The following is a 14183-nucleotide window of genomic DNA, read 5'->3' as shown; positions in this document are numbered from 1 at the left end:
TCATGAGACAACTCAATTATTCTATCATCTTCACTTATTATTGTCAACTACTTTTTCAAACTTTTTTCGTTTTTTTTCTTGAAATTTGGGCTCAAATTTAGGTCCTAGCACCTGCTCATTTTAACCCATCAATGAAGGACATTTGATAAGATGCGATCGATGATTAGTATAAACTTGAATATAGAAATAGTAAAAGCCGCAAGTTCTCTTGCGACTCAACTGTATTTTAGATTTTATATTATTAGCGAACTTCAAGTAGTCCTAAATCACCATCTTCACGTTTATACAATACATTAGTTGTTCCGTCATTTGCATCTGTATAGATAAAGAAATCATGACCGAGTAACTCAAGTTGCAAGATTGCTTCTTCCATATCCATTGGTTTCAAATCAACTTGCTTTGTGCGAACAACTTTTACTTCATTTTCTACTTGTTCTACTAATTCATCTGTAAAGACTTGACCAGTTGCCACTTTTTGTCGATGTTTTCTTTCAATCTTTGTTTTATTGCGACGGATTTGACGTTCAATTTTGTCAACCACTAAATCAATTGAACCATACATATCTTGAGATATATCTTCTGCTCTTAGAGTAATACTTCCGAGGGGAATAGTCACCTCAACTTTTGAACGTTTATCTCTGTAAACTTTGAGATTTACTTTTGCATTCAATTCTTGCTCTTCAGTGAAATACTTTTCAATTTTTGCAACTTTTTCTTCAACATAAGTACGAAGAGCATCTGTCACTTCAAGGTTTTCTCCACGAATACTGAATTTAATCATATTAGTACCTCTTTCTTGGCTTTCGCCTTTTTTCTCTATTATTATTATACCATATTACTACAAAATTGCAACCGTTTTCTCACCTTGCTAGTGAAAATGTCTTGATTTCTTTCTTTCCTGTTTTCATAATCGTGTGTTTTGCTGATTGTAATGTTGAGCCTGTTGTGTATATATCATCAATCAATAAAATTTTGTCAGGGATATTTTTTTCATCTTGGAGAAAAAACTGTTGGTGCATCTCTAAACGCTCCTTCCTATTTTGTGATGATTGTTTTTTACTATCCTGTTTTCCCAAAAGTAATTCATAGGATATATTAGCTGCGGTCAATATCCCTTCTACTTGATTGAAACCACGTTCTTCTTTTCGATTTTCGCTAATTGGAATTGGAACAATTGTATAACCAGGGAATTGACCTAGTGCTTTTTTAATCTCTTTTGCAAAAACATTTCTTAAAATATAGTCTCCCTGAAATTTGTATTTACTAAAATAATTCGCCATCGCTTTATTGTATTTGAATAATGCAGTATGAGAAACCGACATTCCCTTACTTAACCAATACTGACAATCCGTGCAACGTTCGATAACTCCATTTTTATAGCAATACGGACAATGTTTTTCCGATATTTCTTCAAAAGATGTTAAACAATCTGAGCAGATACCTGATTTTTTTCTACAAAAAATGAATATTTCCGAAAATTTTATTTGGTTTTTCAGGTTCTGGGAACAGAGCAAACAATTAGACATAACCTGCCTCCTTATTCATTTGTTTGATTTCTGCAATTGCCTTTTCAATTGATCGCGTACTTCCTTCATGAAAAAACAGAAGTAAGCCCGTCGGACGGTCCATACTTCTTCCGACCCGACCTGAAATTTGCACGAGACTCGATGACGTGTATAAGTAGTGATCGGCTTGAACAACAATGACATCTACTCCTGGGAATGTTACACCACGCTCTAAGATTGTAGTAGAAATTAAAATTGTAATTTCTTTGTTGCGAAATCCTTCCACTATTTCAAGCCGATTGTCTGTCTGACTCGATACAAAACCAATTGTTTCTTCTGTAAAGATTTGTTCCATTATGGTTGCAAATTCCAATCCTTTCGAAATTTCTGGTACAAAAATAAGTAATGGATAGCCTGTTTCTCTTTGCTTTTGAATGGCGTTTCTGAGTTTTGGAACTAATTTATTTTTCTTCAAATATGTATCGAATTTGGAAAACCAGACCTTTTGCGGAACCATAAGCGGGTTTCCATGAAAACGTCTAGGGAGACTGATTTTTTGCAATTTACCTGATTTGACTTTTTTATCTAATTCATCCGTAGAGGTTGCTGTTAAAAATACTAAAACACCGTCTACTTTAACTGCATTATCTGCTGCTCGATATAATATTGGGTTGTCTGCATAGGGGAAAGCATCTACTTCATCGATCAAGACCAAATCAAATGCCTGGTAGAACTTTAACAACTGATGAGTGGTCGCAACAACGAGTGGCGTTCTGAAATATGGGTCTGATTTCCCATGTAGCAGACTAATTGGGACCGAAAAATCATTTTGTAGTCGCTTGTAGAGTTCAATACAAACATCAATTCTTGGACTGGCTAGACATACAGCACCTCCTTTATTAATTAGTGATGCAACAGCATGGTACATCATTTCCGTTTTGCCCGCACCTGTTACAGCATGAACAAGAGTTGCTTGTCGTTTTTCCACATTCGCAACTAGTCCATCTGATATTCGTTGTTGCCAATCGGTCAGCGCCCCCTTCCATAGAAGACAAGCATTCATTGAAAAATCTTTCTGTGGAAAATAGTAGAGTTTCTCATCTGTTCGAACTCTCCCCAAAAGGAGACAAGCCCGACAATAATACGCAGCATTTGGCAGCTTGTTTTCTTCCTCAAACGATGTACCGCATCGGAAACAAGAATTCTTTCCTACTACACTGGAAATTGTTTTTGCTTTTTTTCTTTCTTCTGACGTTAATTGGTATTTAGTAAAAAGTCTTCCATGGTAATTCTCTAGTTCATTCATCACTTATTTATTCGGAAATTCTTGTCAGCTTGTAAAAAAATTAGTACAATTTAATTATGAAAGAATTTAAGACAATTATAGAAGATGGTCTGGTTGAGGAAGAAATTAAGAAATCCCGCTTTATCTGCTTTTTGAAACGAGTGACTAGCGAGGAGGAAGCTCGCGACTTTATCAACAAGATAAAAAAAGAGCACTACAAAGCTAACCATAACTGCTCTGCTTTCATCCTTGGAGAAAGTATGGAAATCAAGCGTTCCTCAGACGATGGGGAGCCCTCTGGAACAGCCGGCGTACCCATGCTAACCGTTTTAGAAAACCACGAGTTGACAAATGTCGTAGCTGTTGTCACTCGGTATTTCGGAGGCATAAAATTAGGGGCGGGTGGTCTCATTCGTGCCTACGCTGGAGCAGTGGCTAATGCAGTAAAAAATATCGGAGTAGTAAAAGTCAAGGAACAAGAAGGAATTTCTATTATCATGTCCTACGCCCAATATCAAGAGTTTGCCAATTGGCGAGCAGAGCAGGGCTTAGAAGAATTTGATACCCAGTTTACTACTGAAGTTTCAACCATGGTTTTTGTGGATAAGGATTGTTTAGAGCAAACCTTGGCAAGTCTGATTGAATTTTACCATGGAAAAATAACCGCAGAAAAAACCTACTCTCGAATTGTTGAGATCCCAATCTATTAAAAAAAGACTATCACTGAGATAGTTTTTTTTTATTATACTTTTTTCATTTTCTACTATATAATATAAAGATCAGTAACTTTAAATGGAGGTGCCTTATGGCTATTTATCAAAATATTACGCAATTAGTAGGAAACACACCAATTATTAAACTCAACAATATCGTACCTGAAGGTGCGGCAGATGTTTATGTTAAGTTGGAAGCTTTTAACCCTGGTTCTTCTGTTAAAGATCGTATTGCTTTGGCAATGATTGAGGATGCAGAAAAAGCTGGTACTATCAAACCAGGTGATACAATTGTAGAGCCAACAAGTGGTAATACCGGAATCGGACTTGCATGGGTTGGTGCGGCAAAAGGTTATAAAGTGATTATTGTTATGCCTGAAACAATGAGTATTGAGCGTCGCAAAATCATCCAAGCTTATGGGGCTGATTTAGTACTTACTCCCGGTAGCGAAGGTATGAAAGGTGCAATCGCTAAAGCACAAGAAATTGCTAAAGAAAAAAATGGTTGGGTCCCATTCCAGTTTGCCAACCCTTCAAATCCAAAAATTCATGAAGATACAACAGGACAGGAAATTTTGGAAGATTTTGGTCCAACTGGGTTAGACGCTTTTATATCTGGTGTTGGTACCGGAGGTACAATAAGCGGCGTTTCTCATGTTTTGAAAGCTGCCAATCCTAACATTGCTGTATATGCTGTAGAAGCTGATGAGTCCGCTGTTCTTTCCGGCGAAGCACCTGGCCCACATAAGATTCAGGGAATTTCAGCTGGTTTCATTCCAGATACTTTGGATACCAATTCATACGACGGTATTATTCGAGTAAAATCTGATGATGCTTTAGCTACTGGACGTGCCATCGGTGGACAAGAAGGTTTCCTTGTTGGTATTTCATCCGGTGCAGCGATACACGCAGCTATTGAAGTTGCCAAGGAATTAGGTGCAGGTAAAAAAGTTTTAGCAATTTTGGCAGATAATGGCGAACGCTATTTATCAACTGCACTTTACGAATTTAATGACTAATTTTCAATGAAAATTAAAAGAGTCAATGATTGGACTCTACTATATTCTTATTTTTAGAGAACAGACCGGAAGCTCCTCTTGGAGCTTTTCGCTTGTCATGGTTGTTGTCAACTGATAATGTAGATTGCGAAAAACATACTATTTCAAAAAGGCTTAGGGATTTCCCTTAGCCTTTTTCGTTTTATCTAAAAATTCTTTTGTTTCCTTAATCCATGTTGGCAAATGTTTGGCTAACGGAGCAAACCCTATTTTATGACGTTCATTCGTAAAACGGCGATGACGAGGAATTTTTTGATATTCTTCTTCAAGTGTGCGAATAGATAAACTCGCTTTTCCTGAATATTCATCATAATCAACAACCTGTACAATCACTTCCTGACCTATTTTAAGATAATCAAATATATTATCAACAAATCCAGTCTTAATTTCAGAAATATGAATGAGCCCAGTTTGACCATTATCCAAATCTACAAAGGCCCCGTATGGTTGAATACCCGTAACTGTCCCTTTAACCTTATCACCGATTTTCATTTTAATCCTCAATCTCGATTGTCTCAATCACAACATCTTCATGCGGTCGGTCTGCTGAATCCGTCGCCACCGCTGCAATGGTATCTAATACATCAAATGACGCTGTATCCATTAAATGTCCAAATACTGTATGCCGTTGATCTAAATGCGGTGTTCCACCATTGTCAACATATGCTTCAGCAATTTGTTTTGGCCATCCACCACGTTCTAACTCTTTTGCATTATAAGGAAAATTTTGATTTTGGACGATAAAGAATTGACTGCCATTGGTATTTGGCCCGGCATTTGCCATTGAGAGGGCACCACGAAGGTTAAAGGCTTCCATAGAAAACTCATCTTCGAATGAACCACCATAGATTGATTCACCACCCATACCAGTTCCAGTTGGATCTCCACCTTGAATCATGAAATCTTTGATAATCCGATGGAAAATAATACCATCATAATAGCCATCCTTAGAAAGAGCTACAAAGTTTGCTACTGTTCTTGGAGCAATCTCAGGGAAAAGTTTTACATTTAAAACTCCATGATTCGTCTTAATATGTGCAACTGGACCTTCAGCCTTAACCACGTCTAATTGTGGATATTTTTTTTCTTTCTCGACCATACCTAATTTCTCCAAGGCATCAAAAATGCCATCTTCTTCTACTTTTTTTGTAATATAATCAGCACGTTTTTGCAATTCTGGATGTGAATGCCCCATTGCAATTGCAATCCCTGCATACTCAAATAATTCAATGTCATTGAGCTCATCCCCAAAAACAAGAACATTCTCTGGTTTTAAACCAAGTTTTTCAACTATTTTAGCCACACCAGCTGCCTTAGAGGAATCTTTTAAAACAATATCTGATGAAATAGCATCCCAACGAACCGTTCGCAAATCTTCCTGCAATTGAGCTGGCAATTCGACTTTTTGTCCATCATTTTCAAAGGTCAACATTTGATAAATATCATTCCCCTTGTAAAATTCAGGGTCGGTTTCCAGGCCATCATAAATCAAATCAATCACTTGACTAATCCGATCGGTCCGAGCTGATAGAGTTCCTTTTTTACTACCTAGCAATCCATATTCAATACCAACTTCCTTCGTCCAGTCTATTACAGACTTCACCAACTCAGAAGACATTGGTTGATGGTAGACCACTTGCCCTTTGGCATTTTCAACATATGAGCCATTAATCATGGCAAAATAATCCGGTTGCAATGCCTTAATTTCTGGCACTATTCCATATGGTGTACGACCAGAGGCAATTCCTGTTAGAATACCCTTTTCTTTCAAGGATTTAAAGACCTGCCGAATAGATTCTGGCATATATCCAGTGGTTTTAACCCGAAGTGTATCATCAATATCAAAAAAGACTATCTTGATTTTTTTGGCTCTATATTTTAATTTTGCATCCACTATATTCGATATCCTTTCCGGAAGCTAACTAACTATCTTTCTATTATATCACTATTCTTCATCTTGTGGTACAAGACCATGCTGAAACGCATAAACAACTGCTTGTGTCCGATCACTGACTTCTAGCTTAGATAAAATATTAGATACGTGAGTTTTGACCGTCTTCAAAGAAATAAAGGATTCATCAGCAATTCGTTGATTATCATACCCCTTTGCTAAAAGGGTTAATATTTCACGTTCGCGAGCCGTCAAGTCTTCATGTAAATCTGGGTAACGCTTGTGATGCTCCACTTTTTTCTCAACCTCAGTTTCGATTGCATATTCTCCACGCGCAACTTTACGAATCGCAGATAATATTTCATCTGCACTCGATGTTTTTAACATATAGCCTCGTGCACCTGCTTCTAACACTGGGTAAATCTTTTCATTATCTAAATAGGATGTTAGTATCACAATTTGTGCTTGAGGCCATTCCTTCAACAATGCTAAAGTAGCTTCGACACCAGTCATTTTAGGCATAACTAAGTCCATCACAACGACATCTGGTTTGACCTCGAGTGCCTTTGTTAAACCTTCTTCACCGTCTCCAGCTTCCGCTACTACCTCAACATCTGGCTGTAAGTTTAAGTAACTTTTTAATCCTAAACGCACCATTTCATGGTCATCAATCAACATCACTCGAATCGCATTCATCTTCTTTTCCTTTCAATAGAGGGATACGAATATCAATGGCAACCCCCTTATTCGGAGCCGTACGAATTTCAATCGTCCCAGCCATATCCTCGACCCGCTCACGTATATTTTGTAATCCGTAACTCAATTTATCATCAGCACCCTGTTGAAAACCAATACCATCATCAGTCATTTTCAACTGTAACTCTGTCTCTTTTTGCAATAAGTACACATCCAAATGCTTGGCTTTGGCATGCCGCAAAGTATTACTAATGATTTCCTGTGCAATACGGAAAAGGTGTTCTTCTATTAACTTTGGTAATCCATTTACGTCATGTTGAAAATGGACAACAATACTACTTTTATCGCTCACTTCACGTAATACAAGTTCTAATCCTTCTACTAAGGTTTTACTTTCAAGTTCACTTGGACGTAGATGAAGCAATAATATCCTTAAATCTCTTTGAGCAGACTCAATCATATCCTTTACCAAAACCAACTGTTCCTGAACTGTTTCTCGTGGAAGCGAAAGAATATTAGATGAAAGACCAGACAAAATCATACTCGTCGCAAACAATTCTTGACTAACCGTATCATGCAAATCCCTTGCAATCCTTTTTCTTTCCCCCTCGACAATCTCTTCACGATTTACCAAGTCTTGATTATCTAACATTTGAACCTGTCTAGTTAAAGTTTTAACTTTATCAGATAATTGTAATAAAAGGGGATCTTCTTCATGGTTGTCCTTAATCGGCTTGTTTTTCAAAATTGCCTGCAATTTTAAGCGTATTACTTGAGTGGATACGAGGGATACTGTTTGGACCAAAATTCCCAAAAAAAGGCTCAGCACAATAATCAATAGAACGATTGTCATTATAAATTGATTCGTAGAAACCCAGAGAGACGGATTCAATAACGAATAATTCAACAATGGTAATACGGATGCAATGACAACTAATACAATCAGTGCTGATAGCCAAACAAGCAGAAAATAGGTTCTTCTTTTGATCATACGCGGATTACCTCCACATCACCAAACAAACTATTGACTACTACTTTTACCCGTTTATGTGAATCACGATAACCTGGGCTAGCTATAGAAATACTTTCATTTCGCAAATCCCAAAAAGAGAGATCTAAAAATTGAACACGACCATATATGCTTGAAGCAGATACAGAAATTTCAACATCGATAGGCAAAATAATTTTTGTTTTTCCAAATATTTTGCGTATAACAACAATATTATCGCGACCAACAAGTACTGTTTGGTCTAAGTCAACTACATCGTTACCAAAGAGACGGACAATATTAATATCTTCAAATCCATACCGATCCTGCGAATGGTTTTGACCACCAAACCACCTATTTTTTTCTTTTTGGGCAACCAATGCATGATCATCAAAAATAATATGAGTATACTGATTTCGTTTTTCATATCGTGAAAAGAAGTTCACCAACATATACACCACGAGCATCATTATGCCAATGATAAAGAACGGATTTAATACAAATACTAAAAATATTAAAGAGACTGCACTAATTAATAGGATACTACTGAGCTCTCTTCCTAAAAAATTCCAAATCACAAGAAGCAGTGTAGCCATCAATAGTAGTGTTCTACTTGATTCATTTGCCACCACATCGAACAAGGCTAGAGTGAACAGAACACTCTCTAAAAGTAGAAATATTCTAATTTTCCACATATCATTATTTCCTTTCTATATTATTTTACCAAAATTTCAGAAAAATAACTCCTTCTTTAGATGGAATATTTAAAACCAAGATACCCAATTAAATTATGTCTATAAAACAAAAATATACGTATATTTACTAACATTAAAAGAGAGAACATTATCGTTCTCCCTTTATAAATAATACTAAATATGAAAACTATTCGCTACTACTAGTAGAAGTACTTGAGGAGGAACCTGTAGTACTGGTAGAATTTGTGCTCGTAGTCGCGACTGATACATACAATGTCACTGGTCCATCAATGACAGTGCCCGCAGCAGGATACTGACCTACGACAATATCACTAGTTGTGGTTGTATAACTACGATCCTCTTGTTTTTCTATTGTGGTAACACCTAAGGATTGTAGCTGATTTCGAGCTTCGGAGTAAGTATAGCCTGCAGAAACAAGATCCGGCATGATAATTTCCTTCCCTTTAGAAACTACCATATTAACAATAGAACCTTTCTCTAATTCTACTTTTGCTTGAGGATCTGTACTAATAACATTTCCTTCTGCAACACTATCACTATACTCTTCTGAAATAGTACCTATAATAAATCCAGCTGCCTCAAGAAGTTGTTTCGCAGTGTCTTGTGATTTTCCGGTAACATCTGGAACTGTTTTTGGTTGTACCCCTTTAGACACTACCACCGTAATTGTACTGCCTTTTTCTTTTGAACTATTTGCTACAGGGTCTGTCTTAATGACATAGCCTTCTTCTACAGTATCGCTATATTCTTTTTTAAGCATTACCTTAAACCCTAAATCTTCCAATTCTTTTTGAGCGGAGTCTGCATCGCTTCCAATTAAATTTGGTACAGTGACCATAGCGACCCTAGCTACAAAAATGTCAACTTTGCTACCTTCCATCCTAGAAGTCTTGGCCCCAGGACTAGTCCGAATAACAGTTCCTTCCTTATATTCTGTCGAGGCCTCTTCTTTTACATCTCCAACAACCAGTCCTGCTACCTCAATTTTTTCCTTTGCAACATCTAAGGTTTCACCAACTACATCAGGAACTTGTACTGTAGAAGGGGTACTGTATATCAAAAATCCCAAAGCCGCAATTGTCAAAATAATCGCTCCAATTAAAACTTTGTATCGCGTCCTCATCCCGCGTCGTGGTTTCAAAGCCTGCTTTGATACGTTTTTTGAAGGAGAGGTCTGGTTATTAGGCAATTCCTTGAAATTTTTTTCGCTGTCTTCCTGACTCTTATTCTCAACGTTTACCTGTGATAATTTTGGTAAGGTTTTGGTATCGACTTTATTGCCTTCTAAAACAATTCGAGGCTCATTACTTCTGTCCATTGAAAGTGATGAAGCTAAATCCGCATACATTTCTGCAACAGACTTATACCGTTCACTAAGCTTCTTTGCCGTTGCTTTTAACACAACATTTTCGAGAGCTTGTGGAACATTAGCATTTTCTTCTCTAACTGATGGCAGGGGTTTTTGGAAATGTTGTAATGCAATAGTAACTGCACTATCTCCATCATATGGGATTCGCCCTGTCAACATTTCAAAAAGGATAATCCCCATTGCATAGATATCACTTTGAATCGTCGCTTTTGCACCACGAGCTTGTTCAGGAGAGAGGTAATGAACTGATCCAAGCATTGAATTTGTTTGAGTCAGACTTGTTTCAGCAAATGCAACTGCAATACCAAAGTCTGTCACCTTTGCAACTCCATCCGTTGTCAAAAGTACATTTTGAGGTTTTAAATCCCTGTGAATAATTCCTCTAGTATGTGCCATCCGCATTGCTAATAGAATTTGTCCCATAATACGAACAGCTACATCATTTGCAAGAGGTGCATTTTCTTTAATATAGCGTTTCAGGTCTAATCCATTGACATACTCCATAGCCAAATATTGTTGACCATCTTCCTCGCCAATATCTGAGATACGAACAATATTCGGGTGATCCAATTCTGCCATCGCTCGTGCTTCTCTTTGAAAACGCTGAACCGCAATTTGGTCAGTCTGATAGTTGGTGCGAAGAACTTTAACAGCAACCTCTTGACCATCTAATATCAAATCTTTTGCAAGGTAAACATCTGCCATTCCCCCGCGACCAATTTGCCGAATAATTCGATACCGACCGGCAAAAATTTTACCGATTTGAATCATTAGTGCGCCTCCTCCGTTATATGTAGAAGAGCAACTGTAATATTGTCCAAACCGCCGGCATTATTCGCAAATCGAATCAAGGTCTCAACCTTACTCTCCAGCGCAACCTCGCTAAGCACAATATCTCGTATATCTTCGACTGAAACCATATTGGTCAAACCATCGCTATTAACAATGATAAAATCACCCGCCTCTAACGTCTTTAAAGCAATATCAGGTTCAACTGGATCTGCTTGACCAATAGATTGAGTAACAATATTCTTTTGCGGATGGCGTTGAGCTTCTTCCTCCGTCAATTGACCTGCTCTTACCAAGGCTCCAACTAGAGAATGATCATTTGTAAGGCGAGTATATTCACCATTACGAATCAATCCAATACGTGAATCTCCTACGTGAGCAAAAATCATTTGATTATCGATAATGACAACAGCTTCTAAAGTTGTACCCATCCCTTTGTATTCTTCGGTTTGTCCCAATTCATGGATTTTTTTATTCTCTTGATCAATGACATGGACCATCCATTCGCGAACATCATTCAATGTTGATAATTGAGTATCAACCCAAGCGATTCCGAGATCAGTTGCTGTCATTTCACTAGCAATATGCCCTGCTCTATGCCCACCCATACCATCTGCCAATACAATTAAATCAATCCCTGCTCTATTGGTATAGCGATTCACGTAATCTTGGTTGTTTGAACGTTTAAGTCCCACATCAGTTAATAATGCAATTTCCATATTTATTATACAGTTGCTACGCAACTTCCTCCTCTTATTCTAGGATTTTCTTCTTATTTGACTAATGAAAAATCCATCTGTCTCATATAGCTCCGGTGTAATCAATAAACAACCATCCACTACAATATCCGGCAGAGGATGCTCAAGAGGCACCTGCTCAAAATTCGGATGATTGGCCAAAAACTCCTGAATCACTTCTTGGTTTTCCTTGGTAATAATCGTACAAGTACTATAGGTTATTATACCACCTATTTTAAGAGTTTGGCAAACACTGTCTAATATTCGCAATTGAATATGTTTCAACGAATCAAAATCCATAGCAGCTTTATTGTAACGAATATCTGGCTTACGACGGATAAGCCCTATTCCGGAACAAGGAGCATCCACCAATATTTTATCAAAGCTATCGGGATCAAATGTTTCATGAACTTGGCTTGCATCCAATCGTATTGTTTCTATTTTATTTGTCAACCCTAATCGATGAGCATTCTCTTCAATTAACGCCAACTTATGATCATAAAGGTCCAATGCAGTGACTTTACCAGTTGTAAGATAACTCGCTATATGACAGGTTTTTCCACCCGGAGCTGCACAGGCATCCAAGATTGTTTCCTGACCCTGTAGTTTCAACGTTGGAGCAACAAGTTGACTGGTTTCATCTTGGATCGTTAAAAGCCCATCTTTAAAATAATCTGTTCCTGCAAAGTGTCCATGAGATTTTACCAGACCAAAAGGTGATAATTTTGAAACATCCGCACCTAATTCTCTTGCTAAACGATTTACTTGTTTACTATCTGTCACGCGAACACTGGCTTTGTTTCGAGTGTGCAGACTTTGTAAAATCTTCTCTGCGCGGTCCTCACCGTATTCCGTAATTAAGGTCTGGACCAACCAAACAGGTACAGAATATTGAATAGATAACCGTTTATTTTTTCGTTTAATATCAGATGGACTTGGCAACGAAGTCTGACTGATTTTACGAAGAACTGCATTGACAAACTTGTCTGTTCCACGGCCTCTTTTCGCGATTCGTACAGCCTCATTGACTACAGCGTGAATAGGCAGTTTATCCAAATAGAGTAGCTGATACAGACTCAACATGAGTAGATAGTAAACCCATGTATCTAACTTTTCTCTATCCTCAATAAAACGTGCCAAATACCACTCTAGGGTAATTTTACGAGAAACCGTCCCATAAACCAACTCGGTCACCAAGCCCTTGTCCTGTGCTGATAAACGAGAAGATTCTAGGGCCTTATTGAGAGCGATGTTCGAGTAAGCTCCCTGATCAAAGACTTGTTCCAATACGGATAAGGCTAGACTTCTTGCTGATTCATGTTTATTGACCACCAAATCGATCTCCCACCTTGATATCTCGACCAGCTCCATTCAAGAAGTCCGCAATTGTCATTTTTGGCTTACCAGCCGGCTGGACTGTTTTCAGAGAAAGTGCTCCCTGACCTGTCGCAATTACCAATTCTTTCTTGCTTCGAGCAATAACCTGACCGGCTGGACCTTCACCTCCTGTTTCAACAGCTTCTTGAATTTTAAACCGTTCCCCTCGCCAATAGGTGTGGGCAACAGGCCATGGGTACATACCTCTAATCTGATTAAATAGTTGACGAGCTGTCTTATTCCAATCCAGCACCTCTTCCTCTGGCTGAATATTTGGCGAGAAGGTTACCTGTTCAGGATTTTGAGCGACTGGTTTCAAGTCACCAGCAATATAGGCTGGTAGGGTTTCTAACAATAAGTCCCGACCAACAACAGCCAACTTTTCAAACAAGGTACCGACATTGTCGCTTTCTTCAATAGCAATACTATTGCTGGAAATCATATCACCGGCATCCATTTCCTTGACCATTTCCATGATGGTTACTCCGGCACGGTCATCACCGTTAATCAAAGAGTAATGGATGGGGGCACCGCCACGGTATTTAGGAAGAAGAGAAGCGTGAACATTGACTGCAAAGTCAACTGAGTTCAATAATTTGGTTGGTAGGAATTGCCCAAAAGCTGCCGTCACAATCCCATCTGCTCCTAAATTCATCAGCTCATCCATTTCTTGGCTTCCTGATAGCTTCTCTGGTTGATAGACTGGTAAATTGTATTCCAAAGCTACTTCTTTCACAGGTGTCATCTGGATAACCTTTTTTCGTCCAACAGCTCGGTCTGGTTGGGTTACAATAGCAAGTATTTCATAATTATTATCCGCTAATAACCCCTTTAAGACAGTAGCCGAAAACGCTGGTGTTCCCATAAAAATCAACTTTGTCATGCTTCCTTTCTCATCTCCCTTTCATTCGTACTAATTTTTGATTATACTATCTCCTAATTATACCATTTATACTTATTTTTTCCTTAATTCAAGGTTTATTGTAACCGCCCAATAACAAGGTATATTGAAAAAGGATCCAAAGTCCTGTCGACTCTGGAACCTTTTTCTATTTACAT

At 38.0% G+C, this 14183-nt stretch carries 13 protein-coding genes and 2 pseudogenes; 2 read left to right on the top strand and 13 right to left on the bottom strand.

Annotation, left to right across the window (positions count from 1 at the left end; all coding sequences use genetic code 11):
- Positions 1 to 241 precede the first annotated feature (241 nt).
- From hpf to ACPC58_RS10625, 3 genes are all read right to left on the bottom strand, one after another.
- Positions 242 to 781: a ribosome hibernation-promoting factor, HPF/YfiA family gene (gene hpf, locus ACPC58_RS10635; RefSeq protein WP_434065966.1), complete on the bottom strand. Its 540-nt coding sequence runs from the start codon at positions 779 to 781 to the stop codon at positions 242 to 244.
- 79 nt (positions 782 to 860) lie between these two features.
- On the bottom strand, positions 861 to 1526 hold the full coding sequence (locus tag ACPC58_RS10630; protein ID WP_434065965.1) for a ComF family protein: 666 nt from the start codon (positions 1524 to 1526) through the stop codon (positions 861 to 863).
- Complete coding sequence (locus ACPC58_RS10625) at positions 1519 to 2811, bottom strand: DEAD/DEAH box helicase (protein WP_434065968.1); 1293 nt, start codon at positions 2809 to 2811, stop codon at positions 1519 to 1521. Before ACPC58_RS10625 ends, ACPC58_RS10630 begins: the two co-directional genes overlap by 8 nt.
- 56 nt (positions 2812 to 2867) lie before the next feature.
- On the opposite strand from ACPC58_RS10625, the gene ACPC58_RS10620 reads away from it, so the two are divergent.
- Together ACPC58_RS10620 and cysK are read left to right on the top strand one after the other, a co-directional pair.
- On the top strand, positions 2868 to 3500 hold the full coding sequence (locus ACPC58_RS10620) for a YigZ family protein (RefSeq protein ID WP_434065964.1): 633 nt from the start codon (positions 2868 to 2870) through the stop codon (positions 3498 to 3500).
- Positions 3501 to 3595: 95 nt separating this feature from the next.
- Positions 3596 to 4522 (top strand): cysteine synthase A, encoded by a 927-nt coding sequence (gene cysK / locus ACPC58_RS10615; RefSeq protein WP_434065963.1) that lies wholly within the window; start codon positions 3596 to 3598, stop codon positions 4520 to 4522.
- Between the two features lie 153 nt (positions 4523 to 4675).
- Here cysK and ACPC58_RS10610 read toward each other — a convergent pair whose 3' ends face one another.
- The 10 genes and pseudogenes from ACPC58_RS10610 to fmt all read right to left on the bottom strand — a co-directional run bounded on the left by ACPC58_RS10610 (position 4676) and on the right by fmt (position 14007).
- Positions 4676 to 5053, bottom strand: coding sequence for a S1 RNA-binding domain-containing protein (locus tag ACPC58_RS10610; RefSeq protein WP_217374633.1), 378 nt, complete (start codon positions 5051 to 5053; stop codon positions 4676 to 4678).
- A 1-nt stretch (position 5054) separates the two neighbouring features.
- Entirely contained in the window at positions 5055 to 6455 is a 1401-nt protein-coding gene (locus ACPC58_RS10605; RefSeq protein ID WP_171989465.1) for a bifunctional Cof-type HAD-IIB family hydrolase/peptidylprolyl isomerase, read from the bottom strand.
- A 51-nt stretch (positions 6456 to 6506) separates the two neighbouring features.
- Complete coding sequence (locus ACPC58_RS10600) at positions 6507 to 7148, bottom strand: response regulator transcription factor (RefSeq protein ID WP_130555387.1); 642 nt, start codon at positions 7146 to 7148, stop codon at positions 6507 to 6509.
- A complete protein-coding gene (locus ACPC58_RS10595; RefSeq protein WP_434065967.1) occupies positions 7120 to 8136 on the bottom strand; it encodes a sensor histidine kinase in 1017 nt (338 codons plus the stop codon). The genes ACPC58_RS10600 and ACPC58_RS10595 overlap by 29 nt, the downstream gene beginning before the upstream one ends.
- On the bottom strand, positions 8136 to 8831 hold the full coding sequence (liaF, locus tag ACPC58_RS10590; RefSeq protein ID WP_217374631.1) for a cell wall-active antibiotics response protein LiaF: 696 nt from the start codon (positions 8829 to 8831) through the stop codon (positions 8136 to 8138). Before liaF ends, ACPC58_RS10595 begins: the two co-directional genes overlap by 1 nt.
- Positions 8832 to 9018: 187 nt before the next feature.
- A pseudogene (locus tag ACPC58_RS10585) lies at positions 9019 to 9471 on the bottom strand (PASTA domain-containing protein); the annotation flags it as partial.
- A pseudogene (gene pknB / locus ACPC58_RS10580) lies at positions 9472 to 10992 on the bottom strand (Stk1 family PASTA domain-containing Ser/Thr kinase); the annotation flags it as partial.
- Positions 10992 to 11729: a Stp1/IreP family PP2C-type Ser/Thr phosphatase gene (locus ACPC58_RS10575; RefSeq protein ID WP_274504530.1), complete on the bottom strand. Its 738-nt coding sequence runs from the start codon at positions 11727 to 11729 to the stop codon at positions 10992 to 10994. The gene ACPC58_RS10575 and the pseudogene pknB, both read right to left, overlap by 1 nt.
- A 39-nt stretch (positions 11730 to 11768) precedes the next feature.
- On the bottom strand, positions 11769 to 13118 hold the full coding sequence (gene rsmB / locus ACPC58_RS10570; protein WP_274504529.1) for a 16S rRNA (cytosine(967)-C(5))-methyltransferase RsmB: 1350 nt from the start codon (positions 13116 to 13118) through the stop codon (positions 11769 to 11771).
- The gene (gene fmt, locus ACPC58_RS10565; RefSeq protein ID WP_130555382.1) at positions 13069 to 14007 is read right to left on the bottom strand and encodes a methionyl-tRNA formyltransferase; all 939 of its coding nucleotides are present in this window, start codon (positions 14005 to 14007) and stop codon (positions 13069 to 13071) included. The genes rsmB and fmt overlap by 50 nt, the downstream gene beginning before the upstream one ends.
- Between the last annotated feature and the right edge of the window lie 176 nt (positions 14008 to 14183).

The sequence above is a fragment of the Streptococcus sp. VTCC 12905 genome (assembly GCF_049893385.1).
GTDB lineage: Bacteria > Bacillota > Bacilli > Lactobacillales > Streptococcaceae > Streptococcus > Streptococcus suis_AA.
Note: the sequence above shows the minus strand (reverse complement) of the source record. Positions and strands in the feature narration are given on the sequence as shown.

Coding starts and splice junctions, on each gene's coding strand:
- hpf (WP_434065966.1), bottom strand. CDS start 781: ATGATTAAATTCAGTATTCGTGGAGAAAACCTTGAAGTGACAGATGCT.
- ACPC58_RS10630 (WP_434065965.1), bottom strand. CDS start 1,526: ATGTCTAATTGTTTGCTCTGTTCCCAGAACCTGAAAAACCAAATAAAA.
- ACPC58_RS10625 (WP_434065968.1), bottom strand. CDS start 2,811: ATGAATGAACTAGAGAATTACCATGGAAGACTTTTTACTAAATACCAA.
- ACPC58_RS10620 (WP_434065964.1), top strand. CDS start 2,868: ATGAAAGAATTTAAGACAATTATAGAAGATGGTCTGGTTGAGGAAGAA.
- cysK (WP_434065963.1), top strand. CDS start 3,596: ATGGCTATTTATCAAAATATTACGCAATTAGTAGGAAACACACCAATT.
- ACPC58_RS10610 (WP_217374633.1), bottom strand. CDS start 5,053: ATGAAAATCGGTGATAAGGTTAAAGGGACAGTTACGGGTATTCAACCA.
- ACPC58_RS10600 (WP_130555387.1), bottom strand. CDS start 7,148: ATGAATGCGATTCGAGTGATGTTGATTGATGACCATGAAATGGTGCGT.
- liaF (WP_217374631.1), bottom strand. CDS start 8,831: ATGTGGAAAATTAGAATATTTCTACTTTTAGAGAGTGTTCTGTTCACT.
- ACPC58_RS10575 (WP_274504530.1), bottom strand. CDS start 11,729: ATGGAAATTGCATTATTAACTGATGTGGGACTTAAACGTTCAAACAAC.
- rsmB (WP_274504529.1), bottom strand. CDS start 13,118: ATGGAGCTGGTCGAGATATCAAGGTGGGAGATCGATTTGGTGGTCAAT.
- fmt (WP_130555382.1), bottom strand. CDS start 14,007: ATGACAAAGTTGATTTTTATGGGAACACCAGCGTTTTCGGCTACTGTC.